The following is a 26,884-nucleotide window of genomic DNA, read 5'->3' as shown; positions in this document are numbered from 1 at the left end:
AGAAACGCCGGCATGACCGGCGAGAGGGTTGATCCGACAATGGCCAAGACGTCCCTGGACAAGAGCAAGATCAAGATTCTATTGCTCGAGGGTGTCCACCAATCCGCCGTGGATAATTTCCTCAACGCGGGTTACACCAACATCGAACTGCTTCAGACCTCGCTGGCCGAGGAAGAACTGATCGAGAAGATCCGCGATGTGCACTTCATCGGCATTCGCTCCCGCACTCAGCTCAACGAGCGCGTGATCTCCGCTGCCGAGAAGCTCACCGCCATCGGCTGCTTCTGCATCGGCACCAACCAGGTCGACCTGGAAGCCGCACTGAAGCGCGGCATTCCCGTGTTCAACGCGCCCTACTCCAACACTCGCTCGGTCGCCGAGCTGGTACTGGCCGAAGCCATCATGCTGATGCGCGGCGTGCCGGAGAAGAGCGCCAAGGCACATCGTGGCCAGTGGATGAAATCCGCCAAGAACAGCCATGAAGTCCGCGGCAAGACGCTGGGCATCGTGGGCTACGGCAGCATCGGCTCCCAGCTGTCCGTGCTCAGCGAATCCCTGGGCTTGGACGTCATCTACTACGATGCCGTCACCAAGCTCGGCATGGGCAATGCCCGTCAGGTGGCAAGCCTGGAAGAGCTGCTGGCGCGCGCTGACATCGTCACCCTGCATGTGCCGGAAATCCCCTCCACCAAGTGGATGATGGGCAAGCAGCAGTTCGCGCTGATGAAGCAGAACAGCGTCTTCATCAATGCGGCACGCGGCACCACCGTCGTCATCGAAGACCTGGCCGAAGCCCTCTCCAGCGGCAAGCTGCTGGGCGCCGCCATCGACGTCTTCCCGGTAGAGCCGAAAGGCAACGGCGAAGAGTTCGTGTCTCCGCTGCGCGAGTTCGACAATGTCATCCTGACGCCGCACGTCGGTGGCTCCACCATGGAAGCCCAGGAAAACATCGGTGTCGAAGTCGCCGAGAAGCTGGTGACCTACTCCGACAACGGCACCACCATCGGCTCGGTCAACTTCCCGGAAGTCGCCCTGCCGGCGCACCCGGAAAAGCACCGTCTGCTGCATATCCACGACAACGTCCCGGGCGTGCTGTCACGCATCAACCAGGTGCTGTCCGAGGAAGGCATCAACATCTCTGGCCAGTACCTGCAGACCAACAACACGGTCGGCTATGTGGTCATCGATGTCGACAAGGCCTACGGCAAGAAAGCGCTCGAAGCGCTCAAGACCGTCGACCATACCCTGCGTATCCGAACCCTGTACTCGGAAGCTGATTTCGAGAACTGAGTCCGTGCTCTGCTTCATGGCCGTGGAGCAGAGGGCAGGCAAATGAAAACGCCGCAGCCAGAAATGGCTGCGGCGTTTTTTTGTTCCGGATTACCAGGCGCGTTGCTCGCCGTGCCCTGCGTCCCACTCCCCTCTTTAATGCCTCTGTCATGCCTCAGCCGGTTTTCCATACACTGGCAATGCCGGGCCAAGACCAGGGGCGTGTTTCACGTGGAACATCTTGATTCCTCGTAAAACACCGTCTGAATCAGATAGTTGAGAACAAGTGCCCAGTTGAAACTTCTTCTCTTAGCGCTCTGACAATGGCGTGCCAGCGACGGCCCAGTTTTCCGGCTCCACTTCCTGCAGCACCACCCAGACAGACTGCTCACGCACGCCCAATACGCGAGCCGTCTCGCGCGTCAACGCCTCCACCAGCTCCCGCTTCTGTTCCTGTGTCTTGCCAGTCAGAAATTCCGCACGAATCATCGGCATGGTTTTCTCTCCTTGTTGTTCAGATCTCTTTTTCTACATGCCAGATCAGCCTGGCCAGCCGCCTTGCTCGCTATTGCCACAGCCGCTTTAAGGCGCTGTGGCCAATGGGCTCTCGCAAATCGCTCCTGAAGCCATTGTTCCACGTGAAACATCTGCCGGCAGCAAAGAGCGCAGCCCAGCGATGTCAGTCTGCGGCATAGGCTGGTAAAGAAATTGGCTGCTTTACGAAAAAGCAGCCAATTCTCTCCATACGTCATTCAAAAAATCGCTTGGCTATCAGTCTGTTGGCGCGCTTTAGCCAAATATCTCAAGCATCATGTTCCACGTGAAACACTGCTTAGGCGTAGCAGGAATCACCCAGCAGCACTTCTTCGACGCGACCGTTCAACAGCATGCCAAGCAGCGGCGTGTTATGGCCGGCACTGACCAGCGTCTCGCTTGAGACACGCCACTCCTGTTCCATATCGATAACCGCCAGATCACAGTACTCGCCCACTTCCAGCATGCCGCCCTTGAGTCCGAAGCGTCTGGCACTGAACGTCAATGTCTCGATCAGGCGAGGCAGGCTGAGCAGCTCGGCCTCCACCAGCGCCAGCCCCAGCGGCAGCATGGTTTCCAGGCTGGTCATGCCGGGCTCGGATACCGCGAAGGGCGCGCTCTTGGCTGCGGCTTCATGGGGCAGATGATCACTGACGATGGCGTCGATGGTGCCATCGACCACACCTGCCCGCAGCGCATCCCGGTCTGCCGCGCTGCGCAGTGGCGGCTCCAGATGGAAATTGGCGTTGAAGCCTTCCAGCTGCTCATCGGTCCAGTGCAGTTGCGCCATCGACACATCCGCGCTGATATCCAGCCCTCTGGCCTTGGCATCACGTACCAGCTCCACGGCCCGTGCACTGGAGAGCAGCGACACATGCGCCCGTACACCGGTCTGCTCGATCAACAGCAGCCACTGGGTCAGAGCGACCGTCTCGGCAGATTCCGGAATGCCGGCTAGCCCGAGACGTGAGGCAATGGCGCCCTCATGGGCGCAGCCCTGCCCAGCCAAGGCGGCCTCCTGGGCCTGGAACACGACGGTGATATCAAAGGTCCGCGCGTACTCCAGACAACGGCGCAGTACGCCGAGATCGCGTATTGGCTGGCGCAGGTTGGTCAGTGCCACGCAGCCTGCGGACTTGAGCGCGGCCATATTGGCGAGCAGATCACCGTCCAGTCCCTGCGTCAGTGCCCCCAGCGGCGCAAGACGCACCCCCGCCACATCACGCGCACGGTCCAGCAGCGTACGAATATGCGAGGCGCTGTCGAGCACCGGGCTGGTGTCGGGCCGCGGCAGGATGGTCGCGTAGCCACCCGCCAGTGCGGCAGCCGACTCACTGACCAGGCTGCCCTTGTAGCGCGGACCCGGGTCGCGCAAGTGCGCGCCAAGATCGATGAAGGCCGGCGTGACCAGCTTGCCCGCCAGATCATCGCGCTGCTCGGCACTGAAATCCGCCGGCGCCTCGCCGATCGCGATCAGGCGACCGCCGTCGAGGTGGAGGTCGTACTGGCCATCGAGGCCGTTGGTCGGGTCGATCACCCGTGCATTGATCAGGCTGCGTTTCATGCGCCAGCTCCTCGTGAACGTTCACCCCTGCGCTCGGCGCGCGCCTTCATCTGTCCGGAGACCGCCATCGACAGCACCGCCATGCGCACCGCGATACCGTTGGTGACCTGATCGAGTATCAGCGAGCGCGGACCATCCGCGACGGCGGATTCGATCTCGACACCCCGGTTGATCGGCCCCGGATGCATCACCACGGCGTCAGGGTGCGCGTGTGCCAGGCTTTCGCGGGTCAGGCCATAGCGGCGGTAGTATTCCGACTCCGAGGGCAGCAGCGCGCCATCCATGCGCTCCTTCTGCAGGCGCAGCATGATGACGACATCGACATCCTTCAGCCCTGCTGCCAGTTCAGTGAAGACCTGACAGCCCAGCGTCTCGACCCCGATGGGCAGCAGCGTCTGCGGCGCGACCACCCGCACCTCCGCTGCGCCCAGCGTATTGAGCGCCTGAATCTGCGAGCGAGCGACGCGTGAATGCAGGATGTCACCGACGATCGCGACGCGCAGATTGGCGAACTCGCCCTTGTGGCGGCGGATGGTCAGCATGTCGAGCATCGCCTGGGTCGGGTGCGCATGGCGACCGTCGCCGGCATTGATGATCGCCACATGCGGCGTGATCTGGCTGGCGATGAAGTGCGCCGCGCCGGAGTCGCCATGACGCACCACGAAGGCATCCGCCTGCATGGCCTCGAGATTGACCAGGGTATCCATCAGCGACTCGCCCTTGGCGGCCGACGAGGTCTTGATGTCCAGATTGAGTACATCCGCCGACAGACGCTTGGCGGCCAGCTCGAAGGTGGCACGCGTCCGGGTCGAGTTCTCGAAGAACAGGTTGGCCACCGTACGTCCGCGCAGCAACGGCACCTTCTTGACCTCGGCATCGCCGATGCCACGGAAGTGATCGGCGGTGTCGAGAATCTCGGTCAACACGCTGCGCGGCAGGCCTTCGATATCCAGAAAGTGGCGCAGCCGGCCCTGCTCATCCAGCTGGACCTGTGCCGGCGAGGCAGCCCGCACGTCCGCGCTGGCCTGCGAGAGATCAAACAGGTTCATGCCGTCACCTCGCCGGTATCGACCAGTGTCAGGCGCAGGTTGCCGGGGCCTTCCAGCTTGATGCGCTTGCCGGGCGCCAGCGCCAGGTTGGCGCCCAGGGCGTCCGGCTGCACCGGCAGCTCACGTCCCGGCAGCTCTACCAGGCAGGCCAGCAGCACGCGGCGCGGACGGCCATAGTCGAACAGCTCATTGAGCGCCGCGCGCACGGTACGTCCGCTCATCAGCACATCGTCCACCAGCAGCAGATCGCGGTTCTCGATATCCGGCAGCTGTGACCCCTGGCCGCCATCCGGCAGGCCCTTGTGGCCGAAGTCGTCGCGCCAGAAACCGATATCCAGTGTCGCGAGGGGCTCTTCCAGCCCCAGCCGCTCACGCAGTGCCTGGGCGACCCAGACACCGCCGGTATGAATGCCGACCGGAATCAGACGTTCACGATCGAGTTCACGGCGCTCGAACAGCAATTCGAGCTCCTCGGTCATGGCCTCGAGCAGTGCCTCGACCTCTGGCAGTGCCTCATGTTCTTCGTGCATCTCAGACTCTTGCATGGATATCGCTTCCTATCTTCCCTGCCGGATGGCGGCAAACAGACAAAAAAAACCCGCTTCCGGAAAGGAAGCGGGTGGAGTATTCAGTAACCGACAAGGTCGCCCTCGCCTCGCTGGCTTGCAAACCAGCTCTCGAGAATCAGCTGAGCGGCGAGGCCGTCCACGCCATCATCGCGATAATTGCCGCGGTGGCCGCGCTCGCGCGCCAAGCCCTTGGCCGCCTTGGTGGAGCCGCGCTCATCCCACATTTCCAGCGGCTTGCCGTAGCGGCCATACAGGCGCTTGCCGAACTTGCGGGCTCGGCTGCACATCAGTGTCTCGCTGCCGTCCAGCTCGAGGGGCAGGCCGACCACGAACAGGTCGGGCTGCCATTCCTCGATCAGGCGATTGACGACATTCCAGTCCGGAATGCCGTCCCGCACATGCAGCGGCACCAGGGGCGTCGCGGTGCCGAGCATCTCGGTGCCCACCGCGACACCGATGCGGCGCGTGCCGAAATCGAACGCCAGCGCCGTACGGCTGACTTGCCGCTCAGCCATGCCCGATCTCCCGCGACATCAGATTCATGTCGACGCCCAGCTTGCTGGCAGCCGCTTCGAGACGGGACTCGCTGTCGGCATCGAAGAGGATGCCGCTGTCGCCTTCGACGATCAGCCAGCTGTTTTCCTTCAGCTCGTTGGTGAGCTGGTCCGGCTCCCAGCCAGCGCAGCCGAGGCACACCATGAAGTCATCAGGGCCTTCGTTGCCGGCTATCGCCTTCAGGATGTCCAACGAGGTGGTCAGCGCCAGCTCGTCGGTCACCTGCAGGCTGGAATCCCACTCGCTGGCCTTGCCGCGATGCAGGATGAAGCCGCGGTCCTTGTGGACGGGGCCACCGTAATAGACCACCTCATCGAGGCGCTCACAGCTGTCGGCAGCGATCTCGAGCTGCTCGAACAGACCGCGCATGGTCAGCTTGATCGGCTTGTTGACGATGACACCGAGGGTGCCCTTGTCATCATGATCACAGAGGTAACTGAGCGAGCCGGAAAAATTGTCATCATCGAGATGCGGCATCGCCAGCAGGAAATAGTCTCGCAGACTTTGCATGGTCCTCCCGAGGCGTCAGGGCGCGCCAGAATCGTTGCCGGGGCCGAATCGCCAGATGCGGGTGATGGTCAGCTGGCTCATCCCCTTGAGACTTTCATCAAAGGGCGCATAAGGAGCCGCGCCGTAGACCGTATCCAGAGCCGCCTGGTCGAGTTCAGCATGTCCCGAGGATTGTAACACTTCCGCGAACTCAAGCTGACCGCTGGGCAGCACGACGGCGCGAATCCGCAGCTCGCCGCTCAGATGAGCAGGCGCCGGATAGTGCTGATTGCCGAATGCCTGCACCGTGCCGGTCCAGTCATTGATATAGCGCGCGCGGGCCGAGGCACGCGCCGCCTTGCGTGAGGCGGTGTCACCCACCACCTCACGCGACTGGCCGGAGGCCTGGATTCGCTGAACGTCCTGCTCGCTGGCCTGCTGTTCATTGTCCGGCGTATCCGGCAGCAGTTCGGAACGCGTCACCTGCTGTGACGACGCCTGCTGGGTCGCGATCACCTCGGGGATGCGCTCCGGCAGTACCAGCGCCTGCGTGGCCGGGGCCTGGGCTTCCGACACGGCCGGCTCGCTGGCCTCGGACGCACTCTGCTCACCCGGCTGTGGGGGCGCCTGATTGACTGGCCCGGCCTGCACCGCTGCCTCGCGCCCGCTGCCACTGGCCTGCTGGTCCTGCTCGGCCACCACCTGCGAGTCGACGGCAGTGGTGCTGGCCTGACTGACCAGCGTCACATCGAGCATCACCGGCTTTGGCATCGGCGGCACCTCGGGCGGCGTCAGCAGGCCGCTGCCCAGCAACCACCAGCCGATGACGGCATGGACGGCCAGTGCCGCGCCCCATGCCACCACACGGCGATGCACCCGCGTCACCGGTACATAGGTGATCGGGTCGGTGACGCTATGATTGCCTGCCCACCATTCGACGGGTGCTGCCATACCCCACTCCCTGTCCACGGAACCTCATTGGCAGCTTCGGCTTCCTTGCCGTTTACTGCGAATCCATTGCGGGTCAGCCAACTGGTGCCGACCTCACCGCGACGTTGATCAGGCGGGCGTCTGCGCCGCCAGACGCGCTTCGATGGCATCCATCAACAGACCGGCGATATCAGTGCCGCGCTGGGTATCGATCTCGCGTACGCAGGTCGGGCTGGTGACGTTGATCTCGGTGATGTAGTCGCCGATCACGTCCAGGCCGACGAACATCAGCCCCAATGATTTCACCACCGGCTTGACCTGCTCGATCAGCCAGTAATCGCGGTCGGTCAGCTCACGCGATTCGCCACGTCCGCCAGCCGCCAGGTTGCCGCGCGTCTCGCCGGCGCTGGGAATGCGCGCCAGGCCGAACGGCACCGGCTCGCCATCCACCAGCAGAATGCGCGTATCGCCGGCACTGATTTCCGGCACATAACGCTGGGCCATGATCTGACGGGTGCCCCGCAGCGTCAGCTGCTCGATCACCGAGCCGAGATTGCGGCCATCTTCGGCGACGTGGAAGATGCCACTGCCACCCATGCCATCCAGCGGCTTGAAGATCACGTTGCCATGCTCGGCGTGGAAGGCGCGCAGCACCTTGTCGTTGGCCGACACGGTGGTCGGCGGGATGCACTGCGGGAACTGCTGAGCGAAGAGCTTCTCGTTGCAGGTCTGCAGCGCGGCCGTCGGATTGACCACCAGCACGCCTTCCCGCTCGGCAAAGCCCAGCAGGTGAACGGCATTCAGGAAGTGTTCGTCGACGGGCGGATCCTTGCGCATCAGGATCACGTCAAGCTCGGCCAGCGGAGTCGCGACGACCTCGCCCAGCTGATAGAAGTTGTCCGGGTCGTGGTAGACCTCCAGATCACGCATCCGGCCCATGGCGCGACCATTCTCGAGATAGAGGTCTTCCTGCTCGAGATAGTGCAGCGACCAGCCACGCTGGCTGGCGGCCCACAACATGGCCAGAGTGGTGTCCTTCTTGTAGGCGACGCTGGACATCGGGTCCATCACCACGCCGATCTTGAGCTTGCGAGCAGTCATTGAGGCAACCTTGTGACGACACTGCCAGCCCGGCACGCGGCCGGCAGCGGGGATAACGGAGACTCCCGTCGCGACATGACACCATGGCGCGGGAGCGATGGGACAAGTATGCAGCAGCGCCGTGCTGCTCACCACTGGCGAAACGCCCTTGCCGGCTCACGCTGTGTTGCCGGCAGATCAACAATTCCGCCCGGGTGCCAGATGACGGGAGATCAGCGCGGCAGGTCACCAAATCGCTGCTGCAGCAAGGTCAGCGCCACCACCGGCGCCGTCTCGGTGCGCAGGATACGCGGCCCCAGGCCGAGCACTTCACAACCGGCTGCGGCCGCTTCTGCCACCTCTTCCTGCGTGAAGCCGCCTTCCGGGCCGATCAGCAGGCTGGCACGGGTCACGCCGCCCTCGGCCTCGGCCACGTTCAGCGCCTCGGCACCGCCCGGCTGCAGAATCAGGCGCAGCGGCTCATCACGCTCGGACAGCCACTGCGTCATCGCCACCGGGGCATGCACGACCGGCACGACGCTTCTTCCGCACTGCTCGCAGGCGCTGGCCGCCACGCCCTGCCAGTGCGCCAGCTTCTTGTCGGCGCGCTCGCCCTTGAGCTTGACGTCGCCACGCGCGGTGTAGAGTGGCGTGATGGCAGCCACGCCCATCTCACAGGCCTTCTGGATGGCGTAATCCATGCGATCGCCCTTGGAGATCGCCTGCCCCAGATGCACCGCCAGCGGCGCCTCGCGGTCATTGGGCACCGCCTCGATCACCTGCACGCTGACGCCCTTGCGGGTCACCTCCTCCAGCAGCACGCGCACCTCCTGCCCACGGCCATCGAACAGCTGCGCCTCACTGCCGACCTTGGCACGCAGCACCAGCCCGAGGTGGCGTGCAGGCCCCTCGGGGAGCGCGAAGGACGCCCCGGCGCTGACATTGAGATCAAGATCGGGGCAGTACAGACGGATGGCCATGGACGGGGTCTCGCGGACAGAGAAGCAATGAAAGTGAACCGCGATGAGTCGATGCAGCATCGCAGGCAAGGCGGCGGTCATTGTCGCCCAAAAACGCAGCGACGGGCCACTGGGGCCCGTCGCTGGTCGTACCTGTCATGTGGCCAATCAAGGCCGGCTCACTGATCAGTGAGCGGTCGCCTCGGCGGCGCCCTGGGCTTCACGCTGCTTGCGCTGCGCGTACATGGCCTCGAAGTTGACCGGAGCCAGCATCAGCGGAGGGAAGCTGCCACGGTTGACCAGGTTGTCGATGGCTTCACGCGCATACGGGAACAGCACGTTCGGGCAGAAGGCGCCCAGGGTGTGGTCCAGCTGCTCGGCAGACAGGCCAGCGATACGGAACAGGCCAGCCTGCTCGACTTCCGCCAGGAAGGCAGTGGTCTTGTCTTCGCCATTGGTGACCTGTGCGGTGACCTTGATGGAGACTTCGAACAGCTCCTCACCGACCTGCTGGTGCTCGGTATCCAGCTCCAGCGCGACCTTCGGCTGGAACGGCTGGGAGAAGACCGCCGGAGAATTCGGGGCTTCGAAGGACACGTCCTTCACGTAGATGCGCTGCAGGGCAAACTGGAGCTGATCCTGAGCCTGTTCTGCGCCTGCTGCAGCCTGTGCGTTCTGTTCTTCAGCCATGAGACATATCCTTGAGGGTTCGGAGATTTATTCTTGGTTGCGAGCCGGCCTCCAGCAGACCCGCAAACTTGCCCAGCCAGCGGGGCAATGACAGCTGGTAGACACGCGACGTGCGAGTCTGCGACTCAGCGAGTCACGACCGGCAGGCTGTCGGCTTCCCACTGGCCCATGCCGCCCTTGAGCTTGACGGCCTGCTTGAAGCCATCCTTCTCGAGGCGCGCCACCAGCGGTCCCGCCGTCTGGCCATGCTTGCAGACGATGATCACCGGGCGTTCCTTGTACTTGGCCAGCGGAGTGGTCTCGCTGGTCAGCTGACTGCTGGGAACGTTGACGGCACCGGCGATATGACCGGCCTTGAATTCCTTGCTGTCGCGGATGTCGATGAAGACACCCTCTTCGCGATTGACCAGTCGCGTGGCCTCGCTGACGCTGACGCCGTGGTTGCCACGCATGGTTTCCATGACAATGAGGGCGACCAGCAGGGCGACGAAGGCGCCGACCAGCAAGGGATGATTCTGCGCGAACTGAAGCAGCTGTTCGATCATGAGACGGGCTAACTCCGCTGTGACGTGCATGCCGACGCGTACGCGGCAAAGGAAATAGACCGCTACCTGAGGTAACGGAGCCAGCATTATACATGACAGGCCCAAGCATGAATGCCGCTGCATGGCATCAAAAAGGCGTAGCCGGGCGATGCGCCGGCTGCTGTCAGCTCAGCCGGGCCGGGGCGATCCACCGATAGCGCAACCCAATCCCGGCGATACACTTGCGGCACTTGCACTCGGCACCTTACCACCCCTCTAATAGAGGGCAGAACGAGCAGGTAGTTTTATCACTACATGTCGTTTCCGCCGAGGGTTCTGCCCCACGGATGCGCCACAGCATGGCCGCAGGACATGACAGCTGCATGATGCGTCGCCCGTCGAACATCATCCTGTCATCCCGGCCCCTGCTCACCCCAGATCATTCGTCATCACAGCGAGGAAGTCATGGCAGCTCAAGCACAAGGTCCGCGTCCCGTCGCCCTAATCATTCTGGACGGCTACGGTCACAGCGAAGAGGAGAAGGACAACGCCATCCTCGCCGCCGACACGCCGGTGATGGACCGCCTGCGTCGTGAATATCCCAGCGAACTGATTCACACCGATGGTGGCTTCGTCGGCCTGCCGGACGGCCAGATGGGCAACTCCGAAGTCGGCCACATGAACCTCGGTGCCGGTCGCATCGTCTATCAGGACTTCACGCGCATCACCAAGGCGGTGCGTGAGAATGCCCTCAAGGACAATGCCATCCTGACCGCGCCCATCGATGCCGCCGTCAAGGCCGGGCGTGCCGTGCACCTGATCGGCCTGCTATCTCCGGGCGGTGTCCACTCCCACGAAGACCACACCCTGGCCATGGCCGACCTGGCCGCCGAGCGGGGCGCCAAGCGCATCTATATCCACGCCATCACCGATGGCCGCGACACCGCGCCCAAGAGCGCCGAGGCCTCCATCGCGCGTGCCGATGAGCACCTCGCGGGCCTGGGCCTGGAAGACGGCCGTGTCGCCACGCTGGTCGGTCGCTACTTCGCACTGGACCGCGACAACCGCTGGGACCGCGTCGAGCAGGCCTACCGCCTGATCGCCAACGGCGAAGCCGAGCATGAAGCCGCCACCGGTGTCGCCGGTCTGGCTGCCGCCTACGAGCGCGATGAGACCGATGAATTCGTCACCGCCACCCGCATCGGCGATTCCGTCGCCATGCAGGAAGGCGATGCGGCCATCTTCATGAACTTCCGCGCCGACCGTGCCCGCGAGCTGACCCGCGCCTTCGTCGAGCCGGACTTCGCAGGCTTCGAGCGCACACCGCCCAAGCTGGCCCACGACGGCCTGGTGATGATGACCCAGTACGCCGCCGACATCCCGGCGCCGGCAGCCTTCCCGCCGTCCGAGCTGCACAACACCCTGGGCGAGGTCGTGTCCGACCGTGGCCTGACCCAGCTGCGCATCGCCGAGACCGAGAAGTACGCACACGTCACCTTCTTCTTCTCCGGTGGCCGTGAAGAGGAATACCCCGGCGAGACGCGCATCCTCGTGCCGTCCCCGCAGGACGTGAAGACCTACGACGAGAAGCCGGAAATGAGCGCCGGCGAAGTCACCGACAAGCTGGTGGAAGCCATCGAGTCCGGCGGCTACGACCTCATCGTCTGCAACTACGCCAACGGCGACATGGTCGGCCACACCGGCAAGTTCGATGCCGCCGTCCAGGCCGTCGAGTTCCTCGACAAGTGCGTGGCACGCGTGGTCGAGGCGCTCGAGAAGGTCGGAGGCGAATGCCTGATCACCGCCGACCACGGCAACGCCGAGCAGATGGTGCACCCGGAAACCGGCAATCCGCAGACCGCGCACACCACCTTCGAGGTGCCGCTGATCTACGTGACGCAGCGCGATGCCAAGCTGGCCGCCGACGGGCGTCTGTGCGATCTCGCCCCGACCCTGCTGACCATGATGGGCCAGTCGGTGCCGGAAGAGATGGATGGCAAGGTGCTGGTCGATTATGCCGAGGCCTGATAGCAGGCTGCATGGCGCACCCTTCGGTGCGTCGTGCCTCTCGCCCAGCCCGAGCAAGCCGCTCGGGCTGGGCGACCGCCCCCGAATCTTCAAGCGCCGGAGCCGAGTCTCCGGCGTTGTGCTGTCTGCCTGGCTGCTGAGTCTCGCCCCGCTGGCACTCGGCCCCGTGGTGTCGACCACCGCGCAGGCCGCTGACGACACCGCCACCCTGACCCAGAAGAAGCAGGCCTCCCAGGAAGACCTCAAGCGCCTCAAGCGCGAGATCCAGGCGATGCAGGGCGAGCTCAAGGCCACGGCAGCGCGGCGCAGCGACACCCGCAACGGGCTGGAGAAGATCGAGCGCCAGCTCAATGCCACGCGCCAGCAGACCGGCAAGCTCGAGGATGAGCGCGATGACATCAAGCAGCAGCTGGTGGCACTGACGCGCAAGCGTGAAGCCCTCAGTCAGCAGCAGACGGCCCAGAAGGCGGCAGTGGCCGAAGAGATGGCCGCCCTCTATCGCCTCGGTCGTCAGCCTGAACTGAAATTGCTGCTCAACCAGGATGATCCCGCACGTCTTGAGCGCCTGCAGGTCTATCTGAACCATCTGAGCGAATCACGGCGTGCGGCGCTGGAGCGCCTGGCCGAGCTGAACCAGTCACTGGCCGACACCCGCGCACAACTGCTGGCTCGCCAGACACGCCTGGATGACGTGCAGGCAGGCCTCAAGCGGCAGGCCAGTCAGCTGATCGCGCAACAGAATGAACGCGCCGCCCTGCTGCGCAAGCTGGATGCGCGCTATGCCAGCCATGAGGCGAAGATCGCCGAACTGGACCAGGACCGCGCGCATGCCAATCAGCTGATCCAGACCCTCGAGAAGCGCCTCAAGTCGATCAAGAGCGCGCCGCCCCCCAGGACCCGCATCACGCGTGCGATGGGCAAGATGGATTGGCCGGCGCCGGGCAAGGTGATCTCCGCCTATGGACGTGGCGAGGGCGTCAACCGTGATGGCGTGCTGATTCGCGCGACGCAGGGTACCGCCGTCACGGCGCCGCACGCCGGTCGCGTGGTCTTCGCGGACTGGATGCGCGGCTATGGCAACCTGCTGATACTCGATCACGGTGACAACGTGCTGACGCTCTACGCCCACCTGGCAAGCTTCAGCGTAGGCCCGGGCGACAGCCTGTCACGCGGCCAGCAGCTGGGCAGTGTCGGCAGCAGCGGCGGGCGTGATGGCCCGGCGCTCTATTTCGAAGTGCGCCGCAGCGGTCAGCCGACAGACCCGAGTCGCTGGCTCTCGCGCCGCTGAAGTGTCTGGCAGCGGCACCTCACGCATCGCCTGATTGTCAGCCAGCGCTGAATGCCACCGCTAGCCAGCGGGCTAGTCGCCAGGCACTCGCGCGGGATATGCTCGCAGTAGCCTGTGACTGCGAGCATGCTGGGCGGTGTTCCCCCTGCCATGCCTCGACATCCGGCCCCGGCGCTCAGCGCATTTCGGTACCAGTCGAGTCAGTATCCGTCGAGAAGGAAATCGCATGTCTGCAATGTCGCCGTTCCGTCCTGCCCCGCGCCGCCTGCGTCAGCTGGCGGTCAGCGTGCCGCTGAGCCTTGCCCTGCTGGGTGGCGGACTGCCGGCCAGTGCAGAAGATGTCACCTCACCGGCCGACAGCGCTCAGGATGCCCGCCAGGGCACGGACCTGCCGCTGGATGAGCTGCGCACCTTCGCCGAGGTCTTCGAGCGCATCAAGCGCACCTACGTCGATCAGGTCGATGACCGCACGCTGCTCAAGAATGCCATGCGCGGCATGCTCGAAGGGCTGGACCCGCACTCCGCCTATCTGGATCAGGAAGACTGGCAGGACCTGCGCGAGAATACCGATGGCGAGTTTGGCGGCATCGGTATCGAGGTCGGCACCGGCGACGATGGCCAGCTGACCGTCATCGCCCCCATCGACGACACCCCGGCGGCGCGTGCGGGCCTGCAGCCGCGAGACGTCATCCTCAAGATCGACAATACGCCGCTGGACGGCCTGTCGATGTCGGAGTCGGTCAAGTTGATGCGCGGTGAGGCAGGCTCACGCATTCGGCTGCTGATTCTGTCCGAGGGCGCCGACATGCCGCGCGAAGTGGTGCTGGAGCGGGCCATCATCAAGAGCAGCAGCGTCAGTCAGCGCCTGCTGGACCCGGGCTATGGCTATCTGCGCATCAGCCAGTTCCAGAGCGCGACCGGTGACGAGGCCCACACGGCGCTGGCCAGGCTGCGGGAAGACAACGATGGCGAGCCGCTCAAGGGGCTGGTGCTGGATCTGCGCAACAACCCCGGCGGGCTTCTCTCGGCCGCCGTCGAGATCAGTGACCTGTTCCTGTCCAGCGGCCGCATCGTCTACACCGAAGGCCGCCTGCCCGACAGCGAGCTGTCTTTCTCGGCCAAGCCCGATACCCCGGCGGGCGACACCCCGCTGGTGGTGCTGATCAATGGCGGCACGGCCTCGGCCGCGGAAATCGTGTCCGGCGCGCTGCAGGATCAACACCGCGCCATCATCATGGGCACCGACAGCTTCGGCAAGGGCTCGGTCCAGACGGTGATGCCGCTGGGCAATGGCGATGGGCTCAAGCTGACCACCGCGCTCTACTTCACGCCCAGCGGACGTTCGATCCAGGCCGAGGGCATTCGCCCGGATGTCGAGGTCGTGCGAGGCCGTCTCGAGCGCGACACGCGACGTGACTTCAGCGTGCGCGAGGCAGACCTCGACGGGCGCCTCGACAATGCCAACGCCGCCAGCGAATCCGCCAGCAGCAAGGCACCCGACAGCCCGGTAGTGGCGGAAAGCGACTATCAGCTGGGTGAGGCGCTCAATCTGCTCAAGGGCATGAACGTGCTGGGGCGCAGCGCGGCGCTCAAGGCCACCGTGCCCACAAGCGACGAGTAAGCATTACGCCATGATCGTTTGATCATCAGGCCACAACGACAAGGCCCCGCCAGATGGCGGGGCCTTGTCGTTGCAGGGGGCATGACATGCGCACTTGTATGGAGATATATAGCGCTGTGTGGCGGCGATCGGCCAATCCTGCGCCCAAGCAATGATAGTTGGCACTCACATACCCGGCAGGTCATATACTACATCACCTTCACTCTTGTTACGGCTTGCAGCTGGCGGGCAACTCACCCCGCTGCCCCATCGCCTGACGCATCAGGATACGCTTCAACTCGCCCTGGCCGTCGACGAAACCAAGCCCGAAGTTGCGCAGCAGCCGCACGCCCGGCTGACGACTGCCGAACAACAGCCGGAAGCCATCCATCATCTTGAGCATCATGGCATTGTCGCTGCGACGCCGGCGGCGATAGCGCGCCAGCCAGCGCTCGTCGCCAAGCGCCACCCCGCGGCGATGTCCTGCCAGCAGCTCGTCTGCCAACACCGCCACGTCCATCAAACCCAGATTGACGCCCTGGCCTGCCAGCGGGTGAATGGCATGCGCAGCATCCCCTACCAGCGCCAGCCCCGGCAGCACATAGTCTTCGGCGTGGCGCTGATGCAGCGGGAAACTGAAGCGCTCACTCGCCCATTCGATGGCGCCGAGCTGACCTTCAAAGGCGTCTTCCAGCTCACTACAGAATGCCGCCGGTGACAGTGCCAGCAGCCGCTCGGCCTCCTCTGGCGTGGTCGACCACACGATGGAGCAATGCCGTTCTGCGGCCGAGGCTCCCTCGGCCGGCTGAGCCAGGGCGTCATTGACGGCCAGTGGCAGGAAGGCCAGCGGCCCGGTCGGCAGGAAGCGCTGACGCGCGACGGCCTGATGCGCGAGTTCGGTGCGCACCGTGGCCACCAGCGCGACCTGGCCGGTGTCGTGTTCCCGCGTGGCGATCCCGGCCAGCTCGCGCAGCCGTGAGCGCGCACCATCCGCCGCGACCACCAGCGCCGCGGTGACTGTCCGGCCATCGGTCAGCGTCAGGCTGGTCGCTTCCGCCTCATCTAGTTGGTAAGCATTCACTACTGATGTAGCGCCTGAGCGTGGCAGTGCCATGCCTGCCACACGCGCCCCGAAGCAGCGCGTGATTGCCGGGCAGGCATCGATGGCCTGCTCCAGCGCGGCGAGCGTGACCCGGTTCTCGACGATATGCCCCAGCACCGGCACACCGCTGTCCTCGGCACTGAACTGGATCTCGCCATTGCCCTCTGCGTCCCACACCTGCATGCCGGTATAGGGCATCAAGCGACTGGCGGCGATCGTCGGCCACACACCCAGACCGCTCAACAGCTGCTGAGAGACCGGCGTCAATGCACTCACCCGTGGCTCGGGGGCACTATCTGGCTGCCAGCGGGTCGCGGACTCACGCCCCTCGACCAGCATGACCCGCAGTCCCGCCTGCCCCAGCAGCAGCGCCAGGGTGGCACCGACGATACCGGCACCGACGATGGCGACATCGGCGTCATGTGCGCTACCTGCTGATCGACCGTCCTTCATGCCTGCTCCCTGTCTCGAAGTTCTGTCTCGTAGTTCTGTCTCGTAGTTCTGTCTCGTAGCCTGATCTCGAAGACCAATCTCGTGCCCTGATCTCGAAGCCCCGTCGCGTGGCTCGACACCAAGGCGCTGTCAGTGACGCCCTGTCAGTGACGCCCTGCCTGCGAGGCTCTGCCCACGAGCCAAGTCAGCGAGCACCCACCAACCTCAGCGTTCAATGCCCATCGAGCGTCTGGCCAACAGGCGCTTGAGCGGCGAGACCAGATTGAGCCCGATCAGGCCCGCTGCCCGTGCATGCCCCAGCCAACGACTCTCGACCCCGAACAGACGGATCAGGCCATCGCTGAAAAGCACCACATTGTCGCGATCCGCGCCGCGCCGTTCCTCGAAGTCACTCAGCACACTGGTGGCCCCCGGCGACTCGCCACGCGTCAGGCCCGCCTCGATGGCCGCGACCAGGTCGGTCACGCCGCGCAGCGCCAGATTGAAGCCCTGCCCTGCCACCGGGTGCAGGGCGTGGGCGGCATTGCCGAGCACCGCAAGGCCGGGACGCGTGCCCTCGCTGGCACGCACCAACGACAGCGGATAGGCGTGGCGTTGCCCGACGCGGCGAAAGCGTCCAGCGCGTTCACCGAAGGCGCGCTGCAGCGCCTGCAGGAAGTCGCTGTCGGGCAGCGCCATCAGGCTTCCCGTGTCCGCGGGCGAGCGTGTCCACACCAGCTCCATGCGCTTGCCGGCCAGCGGCAGCAGCGCCATCGGGCCTTCGCTGGTGAAGCGCTCGTAGGCGACTCCCTGGTGAGGCTGGCTCATCTCCACCGTGGCGATCAAGGCATGCTGCTCATAGTCCTGCGCCGCACTGTGGATGCCGAGGCGCTCCTTGAGTCCGGAGCGACCGCCATCCGCCAGCACGGTCAGCTCAGCCTCGATCAGACGACCATCCTCGAGCGTGAGGCGATGGCCTTGCGCCGTGACGGCGATTTCTGCCACGCGCGCCGGGCAATACCAGGCCAGCGGCAGCTCGGCCAGCTGGCGATGTAGTACCTGGCCCATCCAGGCATTGGGAATCACGTGGCCGAGCGCGGCTACCTCGAGTTCGGAGGCCCGCATGCGGGTCGCGCCCAGGTGGCCGCGCTCACTGACATGGATGGTGCGAATCGGCGTGGCGTGCTCGCACATCGCCTCCCAGACCCCGAAGGCGGTGAACCGCTGGCGTGAGCCCGCCGCGATGGCGCTGGCACGTGCATCGAAACTGGGCTGAAAGCGCTGGGCGTCTGCCGTCGCCGCGGGCAGCTCATTGGCCTCGATCACGGCGACACGCAACGCTGCGGCCTCAAGGCCCTTCTCGTCGGCCACACGCGCCATCAGCGGCGCCAGCGCACAGGCCAGGCTGGCGCCCACCAGACCGCCGCCGATGATCACGATGTCGAAGTGTTCGGCATCACGCCCGCTCATGGCTTCAGGCTCGCTCATGGCGTCAGGCCTCCGCGCGCATCAGCGCCTCGATGGCCTCGACGGACTTGGGCACGCCATGACTCAACACCTCGTGGCCCGCGGCAGTCACCGCGACGTCGTCCTCGATGCGAATGCCGATGCCGCGATATTCGACAGGAATGTCGCCGTCCTGCGGAATGTAGAGGCCCGGCTCGATGGTCAGCACCATGCCCGGCACCAGCGGACGTGGCTCACCCGCTTCGCGATAGCTGCCCACGTCGTGCACATCCAGCCCCAGCCAATGCGAGGTGGAGTGCAGATAGAAGCGACGGTAGGCATCGCTGCTGATCAATTCCTCGACCTCGCCCTGCAACAGGCCCAGCTCGACCAGCCCCGTGGTCAGGTCATGCACCACCTGTTGGTGAATGCCCACCAACGTTGCACCCGGTACCACGGCGGCCACCGCACGCTCCTGCGCCTTGAGCACGATCTCGTACAGACGGCGCTGCGGCTCACTGAAGCGGCCATTGACCGGGAAGGTACGCGTGATGTCGCCGGCATAGAGGGCGTACTCGGCGCCGGCATCGATCAGCACCAGCTGACCATCCTCCAGCGGCGCGCGATTCTCGATGTAGTGCAGCACACAGGCATTCACACCCGCCCCGACGATGCTGGTGTAGGCCGGAGCCGGCGCCCCCTGCCACTGGAATTCATGCTCGATCTCGGCCTGCAGATGATACTCGTGCAGGCCGGGACGGCTGATCTGCATCGCACGCACATGCGCGCGCGCGGAAATCTCGGCGGCGTGGCGCATCAGTGCCAGCTCACGCTCATCCTTGATCAGGCGCTGCTCATGCAGCAGCGGCGCGAGATCCTCGAAGGCGGCCGGCGGCCGTGCTCCGCGACGCACCGCGGCGGCCAGCTCATCGCGCAGCGCTTGAGCCAGCGCCAGGGCTTCGTCATCCTCGAACAGCACATAGAGACGCTCGCGGCCATCCAGCAGGCTGGCCATCACCTCATCACGGGCCTCATTGGTGAAGGCCTGATCGAAGCCTGCCGTGGCGACGGCACCCTCGGCGCCGATGCGGATGCCGGTCCAGGCTTCGGCCAGCGGGTCCTTCTCCTGACAGAACAGCACGCTCTCCCCTTCGGCGCGCCCGGGCAGCAACAGCAAGGCGGCCTCGGGTTCCGGCCAGCCGGTCAGATAGTGGAAGTCGCTGTTCTGACGGAAGTTGTATTCACTGTCGCGGTTGCGCTGGGCCAGGCCCGACGAGACCACCAATGCGGCAGCCCCCTGCGGCAGCTGCGCGATCAGGCGCTGGCGGCGTGCACGAAAATCCTCTGCCGTCAGGGCAGCAGGTGCGGGCAGGATGGCTGGGGCAGTCATGGCAATCTCCGTCGAGAACCCGCCGAGCATGGCGCGTTCGAGTGACAAACAGGCGTGATGCTGTAGATGGGGTCACCCGCCCTCTTGTACCAGCCTTGCATCAGACGCGGCGCAAGCGGTGGGTGACCATCGATTCAGTGGGTATCGGTACGTGAGCTGACGCCGAGGCTACCCTCGAGACCGCCTTCCGGCAGCTGGTCATCGCTGGGCTTCTCGACGTCCGGGTTGCCCGGGTGCTGCTCGGTGTAAAGCAGCAAGGCCGCCATGCGCACATGGTCAGCCAGCGCGAACAGGTCGGCCTCGTCCTCGGCGTTGTCGTCGTCGAGGTCTTCGGCATTGGCGAGGCCGCTCGAGATGGCTTCGACATCGCTCAGCGCATCCTTGAGCGCCTGACTCCAGCCACTACGGACATCGTCATCGGCACCGGCCAGCTCTTCCTGGAAGCCCAGCGTCCATTCGCGCAGGCTCTGACCACGTTCGGCCAGCGAGAACATGTCATCCGGCAGCAGCGGCTCGAAGCTCATCTCGCTGGCGGCCAGACGCTCCTGATTGCGCGTGCGCCAGGTGAGGAAGACTTCACCGGCCTCACGCGTGGCCGGTTGCTCGACCCCCAGCGAGGCGCAGACGCGCGCCAGCCAATCCTCGGCACTGATGTCATCCAGCGCCAGTGCGGCTACCAGCTGACCATCGAGGAAGGAGGGATTGTTGAGGCTGCCGTGAGCCAGGAAGTGGTCTGCGACGAGCGAGAAGTCGAAGGTATCGTTGATGATCGCCATGATGCGGCCCCATTGAGTCAGTGAGAAGTGGTTCTGTAGCGGGAGAATGGCATCTGAAGGATGTGCTGCAGCACAAGGCAGCCGCGCCGCGCGGCGCGTTGACCCTCCAGAAGCGGCTCTCTATAGTGGCTCGAGAATGCCCCCATCTTACCGCACTGGCCCTCCTTCTGGCTTGCCGTCCTGACTGCGACGGTGACGCACTGACAGCAGGACGTCGGCATCAATCTGGATGACGCCGGACAAGGCCCGAGAGGATCTACATGAGCGATTCCGCCACCCCACGCAATACCACCGAGATCAGCCTGCTCGGCCGCAGCTATACCGTCAGCTGTCAGCCCGGCGAGGAAGATGGCCTGACCCGTGCGGCGGCTTATCTGGATCTCGCCATGCAAGGCATCCAGCAGCGCGGCAACACCATCAGCGCCGACAAGGTCGCCCTGATGGCAGCGCTCAATATCTCGCATGAGTTGATCAACAGCCGTGACAGCGAACGCGCCCTACAGCGCGACTTCGAGACTCGCCTCACCGCGCTGGACCGTCAACTGGATGCCGCGCTCAGTCAGCTGCCAGCCGACTATGCCGATCAGGCGAAGGCGCGCGCTGCTGAGCGTAAAAACGCTTCAGAATCAAACAACTGATACATTCAGGCAACAGATTGTTCCCGACAGGATTAGCCCTTGGGCAGGCAGGCGGGGTTTGGTAGACTGAATGAGTTCTCTGGGGTGTACGACAGTTGCCGATGTCCCTCGAGCTTATAAGCTATTCCCAGGGAGTCCACTGCGCAGTGCTGTGTGCATGTCCGTGCGTCGGAACGCCTGATGCGCTGCGCGGGACTACCCACCTTGAACCGCTGGGTTCAAGGGCCCCCGGTAACACCGGCACCTTGGAGAACCCTGTCTGACGGAGATTGTCAGGCATGCACAAGCCCCCCGCGGCCTATGCCGCATCCGCGAGCCCACGCTCGCCACTCCCTTCTGCAGCACTCGATACCACGCTCTGGGCACTGCCCAGCGAGCTCGATCACCCTCAGGCCGACCGCCGTGCGCTTCGCCGTCTGCTGCGCCAACGCCGCCGTCAGCTACCACCTGCCATTCGTCTGCAAGCCGAAGATGCACTCCTGCGTCAGCTGAAACGGCTGCCAGAACTGTTGCGCGCCCGCCACGTCGCCCTGTATCTGCCCTACGATGGCGAGATCGATGCCACGCGTCTGTGCGATTGGCTGCAGCGACGGGGAGCGAAGGTCTATCTGCCGGTACTGCGTCCGTTCGCGGCCAATTCGCTATGGTTCGTGCGCTACGACGATCAGACACCCCTGGTCAGCAACCGCTTCGGCATCGCCGAACCGGACACCCGTCATGGGGCTTCCAGGGCGCGGCGCCTGCCTGCCTGGGCGCTGGATGTCGTCTTGATGCCACTGGTCGGCTTCGATGGGCGCGGGGCTCGCATCGGCATGGGCGGTGGCTTCTACGATCGCAGCTTCGCCTTTACGCGCCGTCCCGGCCCACGGCCACTGTTGATCGGCCTCGCCCACCACTGTCAGAAAGTCCCCGCCCTGCCGGTACAGTCCTGGGATGTCCCGCTGGACGCCATCATCAGTGATCGCGAAGTCGTGCGTCCTGCCCGTGCCGAATGAGGCGCCGGGCTTTACGACGAGATCGATGGCACGACCATGAGACGACCGCGAGACGCCGGAGCACGAGGGTGAAAGCAGGCAGAAAGGGGCTATCTGTGAGGAGGCGAAGCAGCAACGCAGTGAAGCCAGACGAGGGGTCAAGCTGAGGGGGAGTCGGGGAGCTGGAAAGCCGGGAGCAGAAACGCTGGAAAGCCTGGCAGGAGGGTCATGGCATGGGTGCGTGGCGCCAGAGAGACTGACGCCAGCAGCACCGCTACCGCCGGTGATGGCAGCAGCGCAGGATTCAGGAACCCATTACGGTCTGGGCGTAGCCGGTTGCCACTACACCAATCCCGAAGATGAATACCAGGGCCATGACCAGATCGGGCTTACGTTTCATGAGAGCGGGCTTCTTCTTATATCGTCAGTGGCTTTCGCGTGACGGTTGTCGATGACTGTCTTCCTGACAGTGACCAGATGATAGGCATCTGACTTCTGTATGACAATCACCATGCAATCGTTTGAATGGACGCTTTTCCACGCAGCTTTTGATGTCTGCTCGCCCAAGCCGACAAGGGCTTCCATCAAAAACACCGTTCTTTTTCGCGCCTGGCATGAAATGTGGAATTTCCTGCGGCATGCCCGCCGGATACGCATGAAAAAGCCCCGGCCTTCCACGCGAAGGCCGGGGCTTTTCTTTCCACGAATATGACCAATGAAGCATGATGAGCTGCGCCTCAGCTCGCCGCCTTCAACGCAAATGACTCATATAGCCATCATCGCCCCATCGCTTGCCTCGCTCAGGACAGAAACAGGCGATAGGCGGGATTGTCGCTCTCTTTCCAGAAGCGATAGCCTATCTCATTGAAATATTCCTCGACCCGCGCGCGGTCGCCATTGGGGATCTGCATTCCGATCAACACCCGGCCATGCGACGCGCCGTGGTTACGGTAGTGGAACAGCGAGATATTCCAGTCCGCCGGCAGGTGGGTGAGGAAATTCATCAGGGCGCCAGGGCGCTCCGGGAATTCGAAACGATAGACCTCTTCCTCGAGATCGCTGGTCGTGCGCCCACCGACCAGATGACGCGTGTGCAGCTTGGCCAGTTCGTTGTCGGTCAGGTCTTCCACCGCATAGCCCGCCTCACGCAGCTTCTCGACCACAGCGGCGCGGTCTTCACCGCCCGGCTTGACCTGCACGCCGACGAAGACATGCGCTTCCTCCGGGTTGGCATAGCGATAGTTGAACTCGGTGACCATGCGCTTGCCGATCACCTTGCAGAACTGCTTGTAGGCCCCCGGGCGCTCCGGCAGCGTCACGGCCAGAATCGCCTCACGCTGCTCGCCCAGCTCGGTGCGCTCGGCAATGTGCTGCAGGCGATCGAAGTTGGTGTTGGCACCGGAGTTGATGCACACCAGCGTCTCCCCTTCCGCGCCTGACTGCTGGACGTATTTCTTGAGGCCCGCCAGTGACAGTGCGCCACTGGTTTCGGAGACGGCGCGCGTATCCTCGAAGATGTCCTTGACCGCCGCACACATCTCGTCGGTATTGACGGTGATGACCTCATCGACGGTGTGCTGGATGAGCTCGAACGGTGCCGCGCCGATCTGCGCGACCGCCACGCCTTCGGCGAACACGCCGACCTGGTCCAGCACCACGCGTTCGCCGGCTTCCATGGCCGCCTTGAGGCAGGCGGCATCTTCCGCCTCGACCCCGATGACGCGGATCTCGGGGCGCAGGTACTTCACGTAGGCCGCGACACCGGCGATCAAACCACCGCCCCCGACCGGCACGAAGATCGCATCGATCTTGCCGGGGTGCTGACGCAGGATTTCCATGCCGACGGTGCCCTGGCCGGCAATGACATCCGGGTCATCATAGGGCGGAATGAAGGTATAGCCGTGCTCGTCCATCAGGGTACGCGCGTGGGCCAGTGCCTCGGGGAAGGCGTCGCCCTTGAGAATCACCCGCGCGCCGCGCTCGCGCACGGCCTGCACCTTGATTTCCGGCGTAATGCGCGGCATCACGATCACTGCCTTGACGCCCATCAGCTTGGCCGCCATCGCCAGGCCCTGCGCATGATTGCCGGCCGAGGCCGCAATCACGCCACACGCCTTCTGTTCATCCGTCAGCTGGGCCATCTTGTTGTAGGCGCCGCGAATCTTGAAGGAATAGACAGGCTGCAGGTCTTCACGCTTGATGAAGATGTGATTGCCGAAACGACGCGACAACAAGGGTGCCGGCGAGAGCGGAGTTTCATGGGCGGCTTCGTAGACACGAGCCGACAGGATTTTCTTGACGTAATGTTCGAGCATTATAGGAATGTCCTGATGTGTCACAGCGCGGGCCGCATGAGCGCGACCGAACCCCCATTGTTATCAGACCGCTGGCGAGAGCGTCCAGCGCCATCGCCGGGTTTGCCGTTATAATGTGGCGTTTTCCGGCGTTGCGCTTCACGTCAAGCCGTTTTCCAGTGCCTGTCGGCGGTAAACTGCTGGCCACGCGGGGAAGACCGCGCCAATGCCCACTTTCACCACCGCCCCACCGACCCGAGGTATCACATGACCCAGGATGAGCTGAAGCAGGCCGTGGCCCGCGCCGCCCTTGACGAGATTCGCCCACTGCTGAGCCGCGACACCATCATCGGCGTCGGCACCGGCTCGACGGCCAATCTGTTCATCGATGCGCTGGCGGAAGTGCGTCACGACTTCGCCGGTGCCGTCGCCAGCTCCGAAGCCACTGCCGAGCGCCTCAAGGGCCATGGCATCGACGTCTTCGAACTCAACCATGTCGGCACCGTGCCGGTCTACGTGGATGGTGCCGACGAGATCGACCCGCGCCTGGCGATGATCAAGGGCGGCGGCGCCGCGCTGACCCGCGAGAAGATCGTCGCGGCCTGCGCCGAGCGCTTCGTGTGCATCGCCGATGGCTCCAAGCAGGTGGATATTCTCGGCGGCTTCCCGCTGCCGGTGGAAGTCATTCCGATGGCGCGCTCCTATGTCGCGCGTGAGCTGGTCAAGCTGGGCGCCGACCCGGTCTACCGCGATGGCGTGCTGACCGACAACGGCAACCGTATCCTCGATTGCTACAATTTCCTGATCGAGGACCCGATCGCCATGGAAGCGCGCATCAACGCCATCGTCGGTGTCGTCACCAACGGCCTGTTCGCGGCACGCGGTGCCGATGTGCTGCTGGTGGGACGCGAAAGTGGCGTCGAACGCATCACTGCCTGAGGAGCTGGCATGACGATGAATCTGCGCCCACGACTGCGCCTGGCGACCGCACTGCTGCTGGCAGCCAGCGCAAGTCCGCTGGCGCTGGCCGATAGCCTGCCGATCAGCCAGCCAGTCACCGTGACGCTCGACAGCGGCGTCAAGATCCTGCTCAAGCCGGACCACAGCTGGGAATATCAGCTGGATGAGGTACAGGCCGCTTCCCCCCCGGCCACACAACCGTCCGTGGAAACTGGCGCTGGCAGCGCGCTGGTGCCGACCTCGACGGCTGTGCCGGTGACGGCGGCGGTCACTGCGCCGGGCGACTCGACCTCACCATCAGCCGGTGCGGCCTCTACCAGTGCCAGCAACGCAGCGCCTGACAGCGCGTCACGCCTCAACAGCAGCGCGCTGGCCAATCCGCGGCTGTTGAGTGAAGGCCACCGCGATGGTCTGGTCGCGCGCCTGTCCTCGGTGAGCGAAGAGGATGACGAGGCGCTTCTGCAGTTCAGCCTCGACAACACGGCCGGCCAGAGTGTCATCGGCGTGCAGGCCAGACTGCGCCTGTATGCCGATGATGGCCATCTGCTCGCGACGCGTGAGGTGCCGCTGTGGGTCGGTGAATATCGCCTGCCCCAGACCTACCTGCGCCCCGGCCAGACACGCGATAGCCGCGAAGTGCGCGTCTCGCTGCCGGAGGGTGAGTGGTCACGCCAGCTGGTGCGCGTGGAAGTCACCGAGGTGGAGTTCCGCTGATCACCGGATGCCGGATGCCGGATGCCGGATGCCAGCTTCCAGGTGTCAGATGCCACAGCAGCCAGACGAAAAACGGGAAGCCCTGAGGGGCTTCCCGTTTCTGTTTTAGCGCCGGTCGCTCAGCGAGAGCGAAGCGGTGATCAGAACTTGTAGTTGATGCTGAAGTAGTTGCCGAAGCCGGTGGTGTCCTGGCGAACGCCGGTGGCAGTGGAGCCATCGGTGAAGAACGCCATGTTGTTGTAGTACTTCAGGCCATAGCCGATCGCATAGCGCTGGGTGTGGTAGTAGATACCGTTGAACCACTCCATGCTGTTGACGCTGCGGCCCGCCTGGCTGCCCACTTCGTCGGCATCGAACTTGTAGTCCAGGTAGCCCTGATAGGCGATGAAACTGCCATCATCGAAGTTGACGAACGGCTTGAACCAGTTGGTGGAGGCCATGTAGCCGTCCCACTTGCTCTCGTCTTCGCCGCCGTAGTTCTCACGCACGTAACGCGCGTAGAGGTTGAAGCCCATCTTGCCGAACCACGGCACCTGCACATCGCTGCCCAGGCCGACGTAGTGCTCCCACAGACCGCCGAATGCGCCGTTGTCACCGATGTTGGTGACGGTGGCGATGTAGAGCTCATCCACCGGGCCGAACGACAGGTCGTAACCGGTCATGGCGTCCAGCGAGAAGCGCGGCGCCAGCTTGGCAAAGAAGTTGTCGCCGTCGTTCAGGTCATCGGAGCTGTCGTCCAGCAGGTCGAAGAAGTCGACATACCCGTAGAGATCGACGATGCCCGAGCGGCCGCCGAACTCCATCTCCAGGTAGGTATCTTCGCTGTTGCGGAACGGCAGGCGGTTGTCTTCACTGCGCATCAGGTTGAAGGTCAGCCACTTGTAATCATTGGCGTGGATATCGCCATTGAAGTCAGTAGCCTGCGCCGGTGCTGCAGCGGTCAGCAGCGTGGTGGCAGCCAGAGTGCTGGCCGCGAGGGTCTTGAGCATGGTCATCGCGTAACGATCCTGTCCTGAATGATGAGACTGTT

The 26,884-nt window shown here is 64.2% G+C and carries 25 protein-coding genes and 1 other RNA gene; 9 read left to right on the top strand and 17 right to left on the bottom strand.

Going from position 1 to position 26,884, the window contains the following annotated elements; translation table 11 throughout:
- Positions 1 to 39 precede the first annotated feature (39 nt).
- Positions 40 to 1,290 (top strand): phosphoglycerate dehydrogenase, encoded by a 1,251-nt coding sequence (gene serA / locus LCW13_RS00230; protein ID WP_043331602.1) that lies wholly within the window; start codon positions 40 to 42, stop codon positions 1,288 to 1,290.
- Between the two features lie 288 nt (positions 1,291 to 1,578).
- Here the strand turns inward: serA and LCW13_RS00225 are convergent, their stop codons facing one another.
- The 11 genes from LCW13_RS00225 to LCW13_RS00175 all read right to left on the bottom strand — a co-directional run bounded on the left by LCW13_RS00225 (position 1,579) and on the right by LCW13_RS00175 (position 10,233).
- Positions 1,579 to 1,764 carry a tautomerase family protein gene (locus LCW13_RS00225; RefSeq protein WP_043331603.1) on the bottom strand — a complete coding sequence of 62 codons (186 nt, stop codon included), beginning with the start codon at positions 1,762 to 1,764 and terminating at the stop codon, positions 1,579 to 1,581.
- Between the two features lie 337 nt (positions 1,765 to 2,101).
- Complete coding sequence (locus LCW13_RS00220) at positions 2,102 to 3,367, bottom strand: dihydroorotase (protein WP_225347454.1); 1,266 nt, start codon at positions 3,365 to 3,367, stop codon at positions 2,102 to 2,104.
- A complete protein-coding gene (locus LCW13_RS00215) occupies positions 3,364 to 4,416 on the bottom strand; it encodes an aspartate carbamoyltransferase catalytic subunit (RefSeq protein WP_052384301.1) in 1,053 nt (350 codons plus the stop codon). The genes LCW13_RS00220 and LCW13_RS00215 overlap by 4 nt, the downstream gene beginning before the upstream one ends.
- The gene (pyrR, locus tag LCW13_RS00210) at positions 4,413 to 4,946 is read right to left on the bottom strand and encodes a bifunctional pyr operon transcriptional regulator/uracil phosphoribosyltransferase PyrR (RefSeq protein WP_225347453.1); all 534 of its coding nucleotides are present in this window, start codon (positions 4,944 to 4,946) and stop codon (positions 4,413 to 4,415) included. The genes LCW13_RS00215 and pyrR overlap by 4 nt, the downstream gene beginning before the upstream one ends.
- A 98-nt stretch (positions 4,947 to 5,044) precedes the next feature.
- A complete protein-coding gene (gene ruvX, locus LCW13_RS00205; RefSeq protein ID WP_054556397.1) occupies positions 5,045 to 5,500 on the bottom strand; it encodes a Holliday junction resolvase RuvX in 456 nt (151 codons plus the stop codon).
- Positions 5,493 to 6,050 (bottom strand): YqgE/AlgH family protein, encoded by a 558-nt coding sequence (locus LCW13_RS00200; protein WP_043331610.1) that lies wholly within the window; start codon positions 6,048 to 6,050, stop codon positions 5,493 to 5,495. The genes ruvX and LCW13_RS00200 overlap by 8 nt, the downstream gene beginning before the upstream one ends.
- A 15-nt stretch (positions 6,051 to 6,065) precedes the next feature.
- Positions 6,066 to 6,980 (bottom strand): energy transducer TonB, encoded by a 915-nt coding sequence (locus LCW13_RS00195; RefSeq protein ID WP_153635016.1) that lies wholly within the window; start codon positions 6,978 to 6,980, stop codon positions 6,066 to 6,068.
- Positions 6,981 to 7,088: 108 nt separating this feature from the next.
- The gene (gshB, locus tag LCW13_RS00190) at positions 7,089 to 8,060 is read right to left on the bottom strand and encodes a glutathione synthase (RefSeq protein WP_043331619.1); all 972 of its coding nucleotides are present in this window, start codon (positions 8,058 to 8,060) and stop codon (positions 7,089 to 7,091) included.
- A 212-nt stretch (positions 8,061 to 8,272) separates the two neighbouring features.
- A complete protein-coding gene (locus tag LCW13_RS00185) occupies positions 8,273 to 9,019 on the bottom strand; it encodes a 16S rRNA (uracil(1498)-N(3))-methyltransferase (RefSeq protein ID WP_153635015.1) in 747 nt (248 codons plus the stop codon).
- Positions 9,020 to 9,184: 165 nt separating this feature from the next.
- Positions 9,185 to 9,688, bottom strand: a complete 504-nt coding sequence (secB, locus tag LCW13_RS00180; RefSeq protein ID WP_043331620.1) for a protein-export chaperone SecB — start codon at positions 9,686 to 9,688, stop codon at positions 9,185 to 9,187.
- Between the two features lie 125 nt (positions 9,689 to 9,813).
- Positions 9,814 to 10,233, bottom strand: a complete 420-nt coding sequence (locus LCW13_RS00175; RefSeq protein WP_043331622.1) for a rhodanese-like domain-containing protein — start codon at positions 10,231 to 10,233, stop codon at positions 9,814 to 9,816.
- Between the two features lie 444 nt (positions 10,234 to 10,677).
- Here LCW13_RS00175 and gpmI point away from each other — a divergent pair, with 444 nt between their 5' ends.
- From gpmI to LCW13_RS00160, 3 genes are all read left to right on the top strand, one after another.
- A complete protein-coding gene (gene gpmI, locus LCW13_RS00170; protein ID WP_153635014.1) occupies positions 10,678 to 12,240 on the top strand; it encodes a 2,3-bisphosphoglycerate-independent phosphoglycerate mutase in 1,563 nt (520 codons plus the stop codon).
- 118 nt (positions 12,241 to 12,358) lie between these two features.
- Positions 12,359 to 13,528 carry a murein hydrolase activator EnvC family protein gene (locus LCW13_RS00165; RefSeq protein WP_172978605.1) on the top strand — a complete coding sequence of 390 codons (1,170 nt, stop codon included), beginning with the start codon at positions 12,359 to 12,361 and terminating at the stop codon, positions 13,526 to 13,528.
- A gap of 235 nt (positions 13,529 to 13,763) precedes the next feature.
- A complete protein-coding gene (locus LCW13_RS00160; RefSeq protein ID WP_153636739.1) occupies positions 13,764 to 15,149 on the top strand; it encodes a S41 family peptidase in 1,386 nt (461 codons plus the stop codon).
- A gap of 208 nt (positions 15,150 to 15,357) precedes the next feature.
- Here the strand turns inward: LCW13_RS00160 and LCW13_RS00155 are convergent, their stop codons facing one another.
- From LCW13_RS00155 to LCW13_RS00140, 4 genes are all read right to left on the bottom strand, one after another.
- Positions 15,358 to 16,683 carry a UbiH/UbiF/VisC/COQ6 family ubiquinone biosynthesis hydroxylase gene (locus LCW13_RS00155; protein ID WP_153635012.1) on the bottom strand — a complete coding sequence of 442 codons (1,326 nt, stop codon included), beginning with the start codon at positions 16,681 to 16,683 and terminating at the stop codon, positions 15,358 to 15,360.
- A 204-nt stretch (positions 16,684 to 16,887) separates the two neighbouring features.
- Positions 16,888 to 18,150, bottom strand: coding sequence for a 2-octaprenyl-6-methoxyphenyl hydroxylase (gene ubiH, locus LCW13_RS00150; RefSeq protein WP_153635011.1), 1,263 nt, complete (start codon positions 18,148 to 18,150; stop codon positions 16,888 to 16,890).
- A 4-nt stretch (positions 18,151 to 18,154) separates the two neighbouring features.
- The gene (gene pepP / locus LCW13_RS00145; protein WP_153635010.1) at positions 18,155 to 19,498 is read right to left on the bottom strand and encodes a Xaa-Pro aminopeptidase; all 1,344 of its coding nucleotides are present in this window, start codon (positions 19,496 to 19,498) and stop codon (positions 18,155 to 18,157) included.
- Between the two features lie 134 nt (positions 19,499 to 19,632).
- The gene (locus LCW13_RS00140; RefSeq protein ID WP_064503223.1) at positions 19,633 to 20,274 is read right to left on the bottom strand and encodes a UPF0149 family protein; all 642 of its coding nucleotides are present in this window, start codon (positions 20,272 to 20,274) and stop codon (positions 19,633 to 19,635) included.
- A 260-nt stretch (positions 20,275 to 20,534) separates the two neighbouring features.
- On the opposite strand from LCW13_RS00140, the gene LCW13_RS00135 reads away from it, so the two are divergent.
- The 3 genes from LCW13_RS00135 to LCW13_RS00125 all read left to right on the top strand — a co-directional run bounded on the left by LCW13_RS00135 (position 20,535) and on the right by LCW13_RS00125 (position 21,907).
- On the top strand, positions 20,535 to 20,912 hold the full coding sequence (locus tag LCW13_RS00135) for a cell division protein ZapA (protein ID WP_064503224.1): 378 nt from the start codon (positions 20,535 to 20,537) through the stop codon (positions 20,910 to 20,912).
- Between the two features lie 73 nt (positions 20,913 to 20,985).
- Positions 20,986 to 21,168: non-coding RNA, 6S RNA (gene ssrS, locus LCW13_RS00130), on the top strand.
- A 22-nt stretch (positions 21,169 to 21,190) separates the two neighbouring features.
- Positions 21,191 to 21,907: a 5-formyltetrahydrofolate cyclo-ligase gene (locus tag LCW13_RS00125; protein WP_153635009.1), complete on the top strand. Its 717-nt coding sequence runs from the start codon at positions 21,191 to 21,193 to the stop codon at positions 21,905 to 21,907.
- A 779-nt stretch (positions 21,908 to 22,686) separates the two neighbouring features.
- On the opposite strand, the gene ilvA is transcribed toward LCW13_RS00125, so the two are convergent.
- Complete coding sequence (gene ilvA / locus LCW13_RS00120; RefSeq protein WP_263643043.1) at positions 22,687 to 24,210, bottom strand: threonine ammonia-lyase, biosynthetic; 1,524 nt, start codon at positions 24,208 to 24,210, stop codon at positions 22,687 to 22,689.
- 237 nt (positions 24,211 to 24,447) lie between these two features.
- Between ilvA and rpiA the strand changes: the two genes are divergently transcribed.
- Positions 24,448 to 25,119 carry a ribose-5-phosphate isomerase RpiA gene (gene rpiA / locus LCW13_RS00115; RefSeq protein ID WP_054556388.1) on the top strand — a complete coding sequence of 224 codons (672 nt, stop codon included), beginning with the start codon at positions 24,448 to 24,450 and terminating at the stop codon, positions 25,117 to 25,119.
- 9 nt (positions 25,120 to 25,128) lie between these two features.
- Positions 25,129 to 25,854 (top strand): DUF3157 family protein, encoded by a 726-nt coding sequence (locus LCW13_RS00110; RefSeq protein WP_153635008.1) that lies wholly within the window; start codon positions 25,129 to 25,131, stop codon positions 25,852 to 25,854.
- Positions 25,855 to 25,994: 140 nt separating this feature from the next.
- Here LCW13_RS00110 and LCW13_RS00105 read toward each other — a convergent pair whose 3' ends face one another.
- Positions 25,995 to 26,849, bottom strand: coding sequence for an outer membrane protein OmpK (locus LCW13_RS00105; RefSeq protein ID WP_082388693.1), 855 nt, complete (start codon positions 26,847 to 26,849; stop codon positions 25,995 to 25,997).
- Positions 26,850 to 26,884 lie beyond the last annotated feature (35 nt).

The organism is Cobetia amphilecti, from assembly GCF_020217465.1.
Taxonomy (GTDB): domain Bacteria; phylum Pseudomonadota; class Gammaproteobacteria; order Pseudomonadales; family Halomonadaceae; genus Cobetia; species Cobetia amphilecti.
This window is presented reverse-complemented; position numbering and strand designations above follow the sequence as displayed.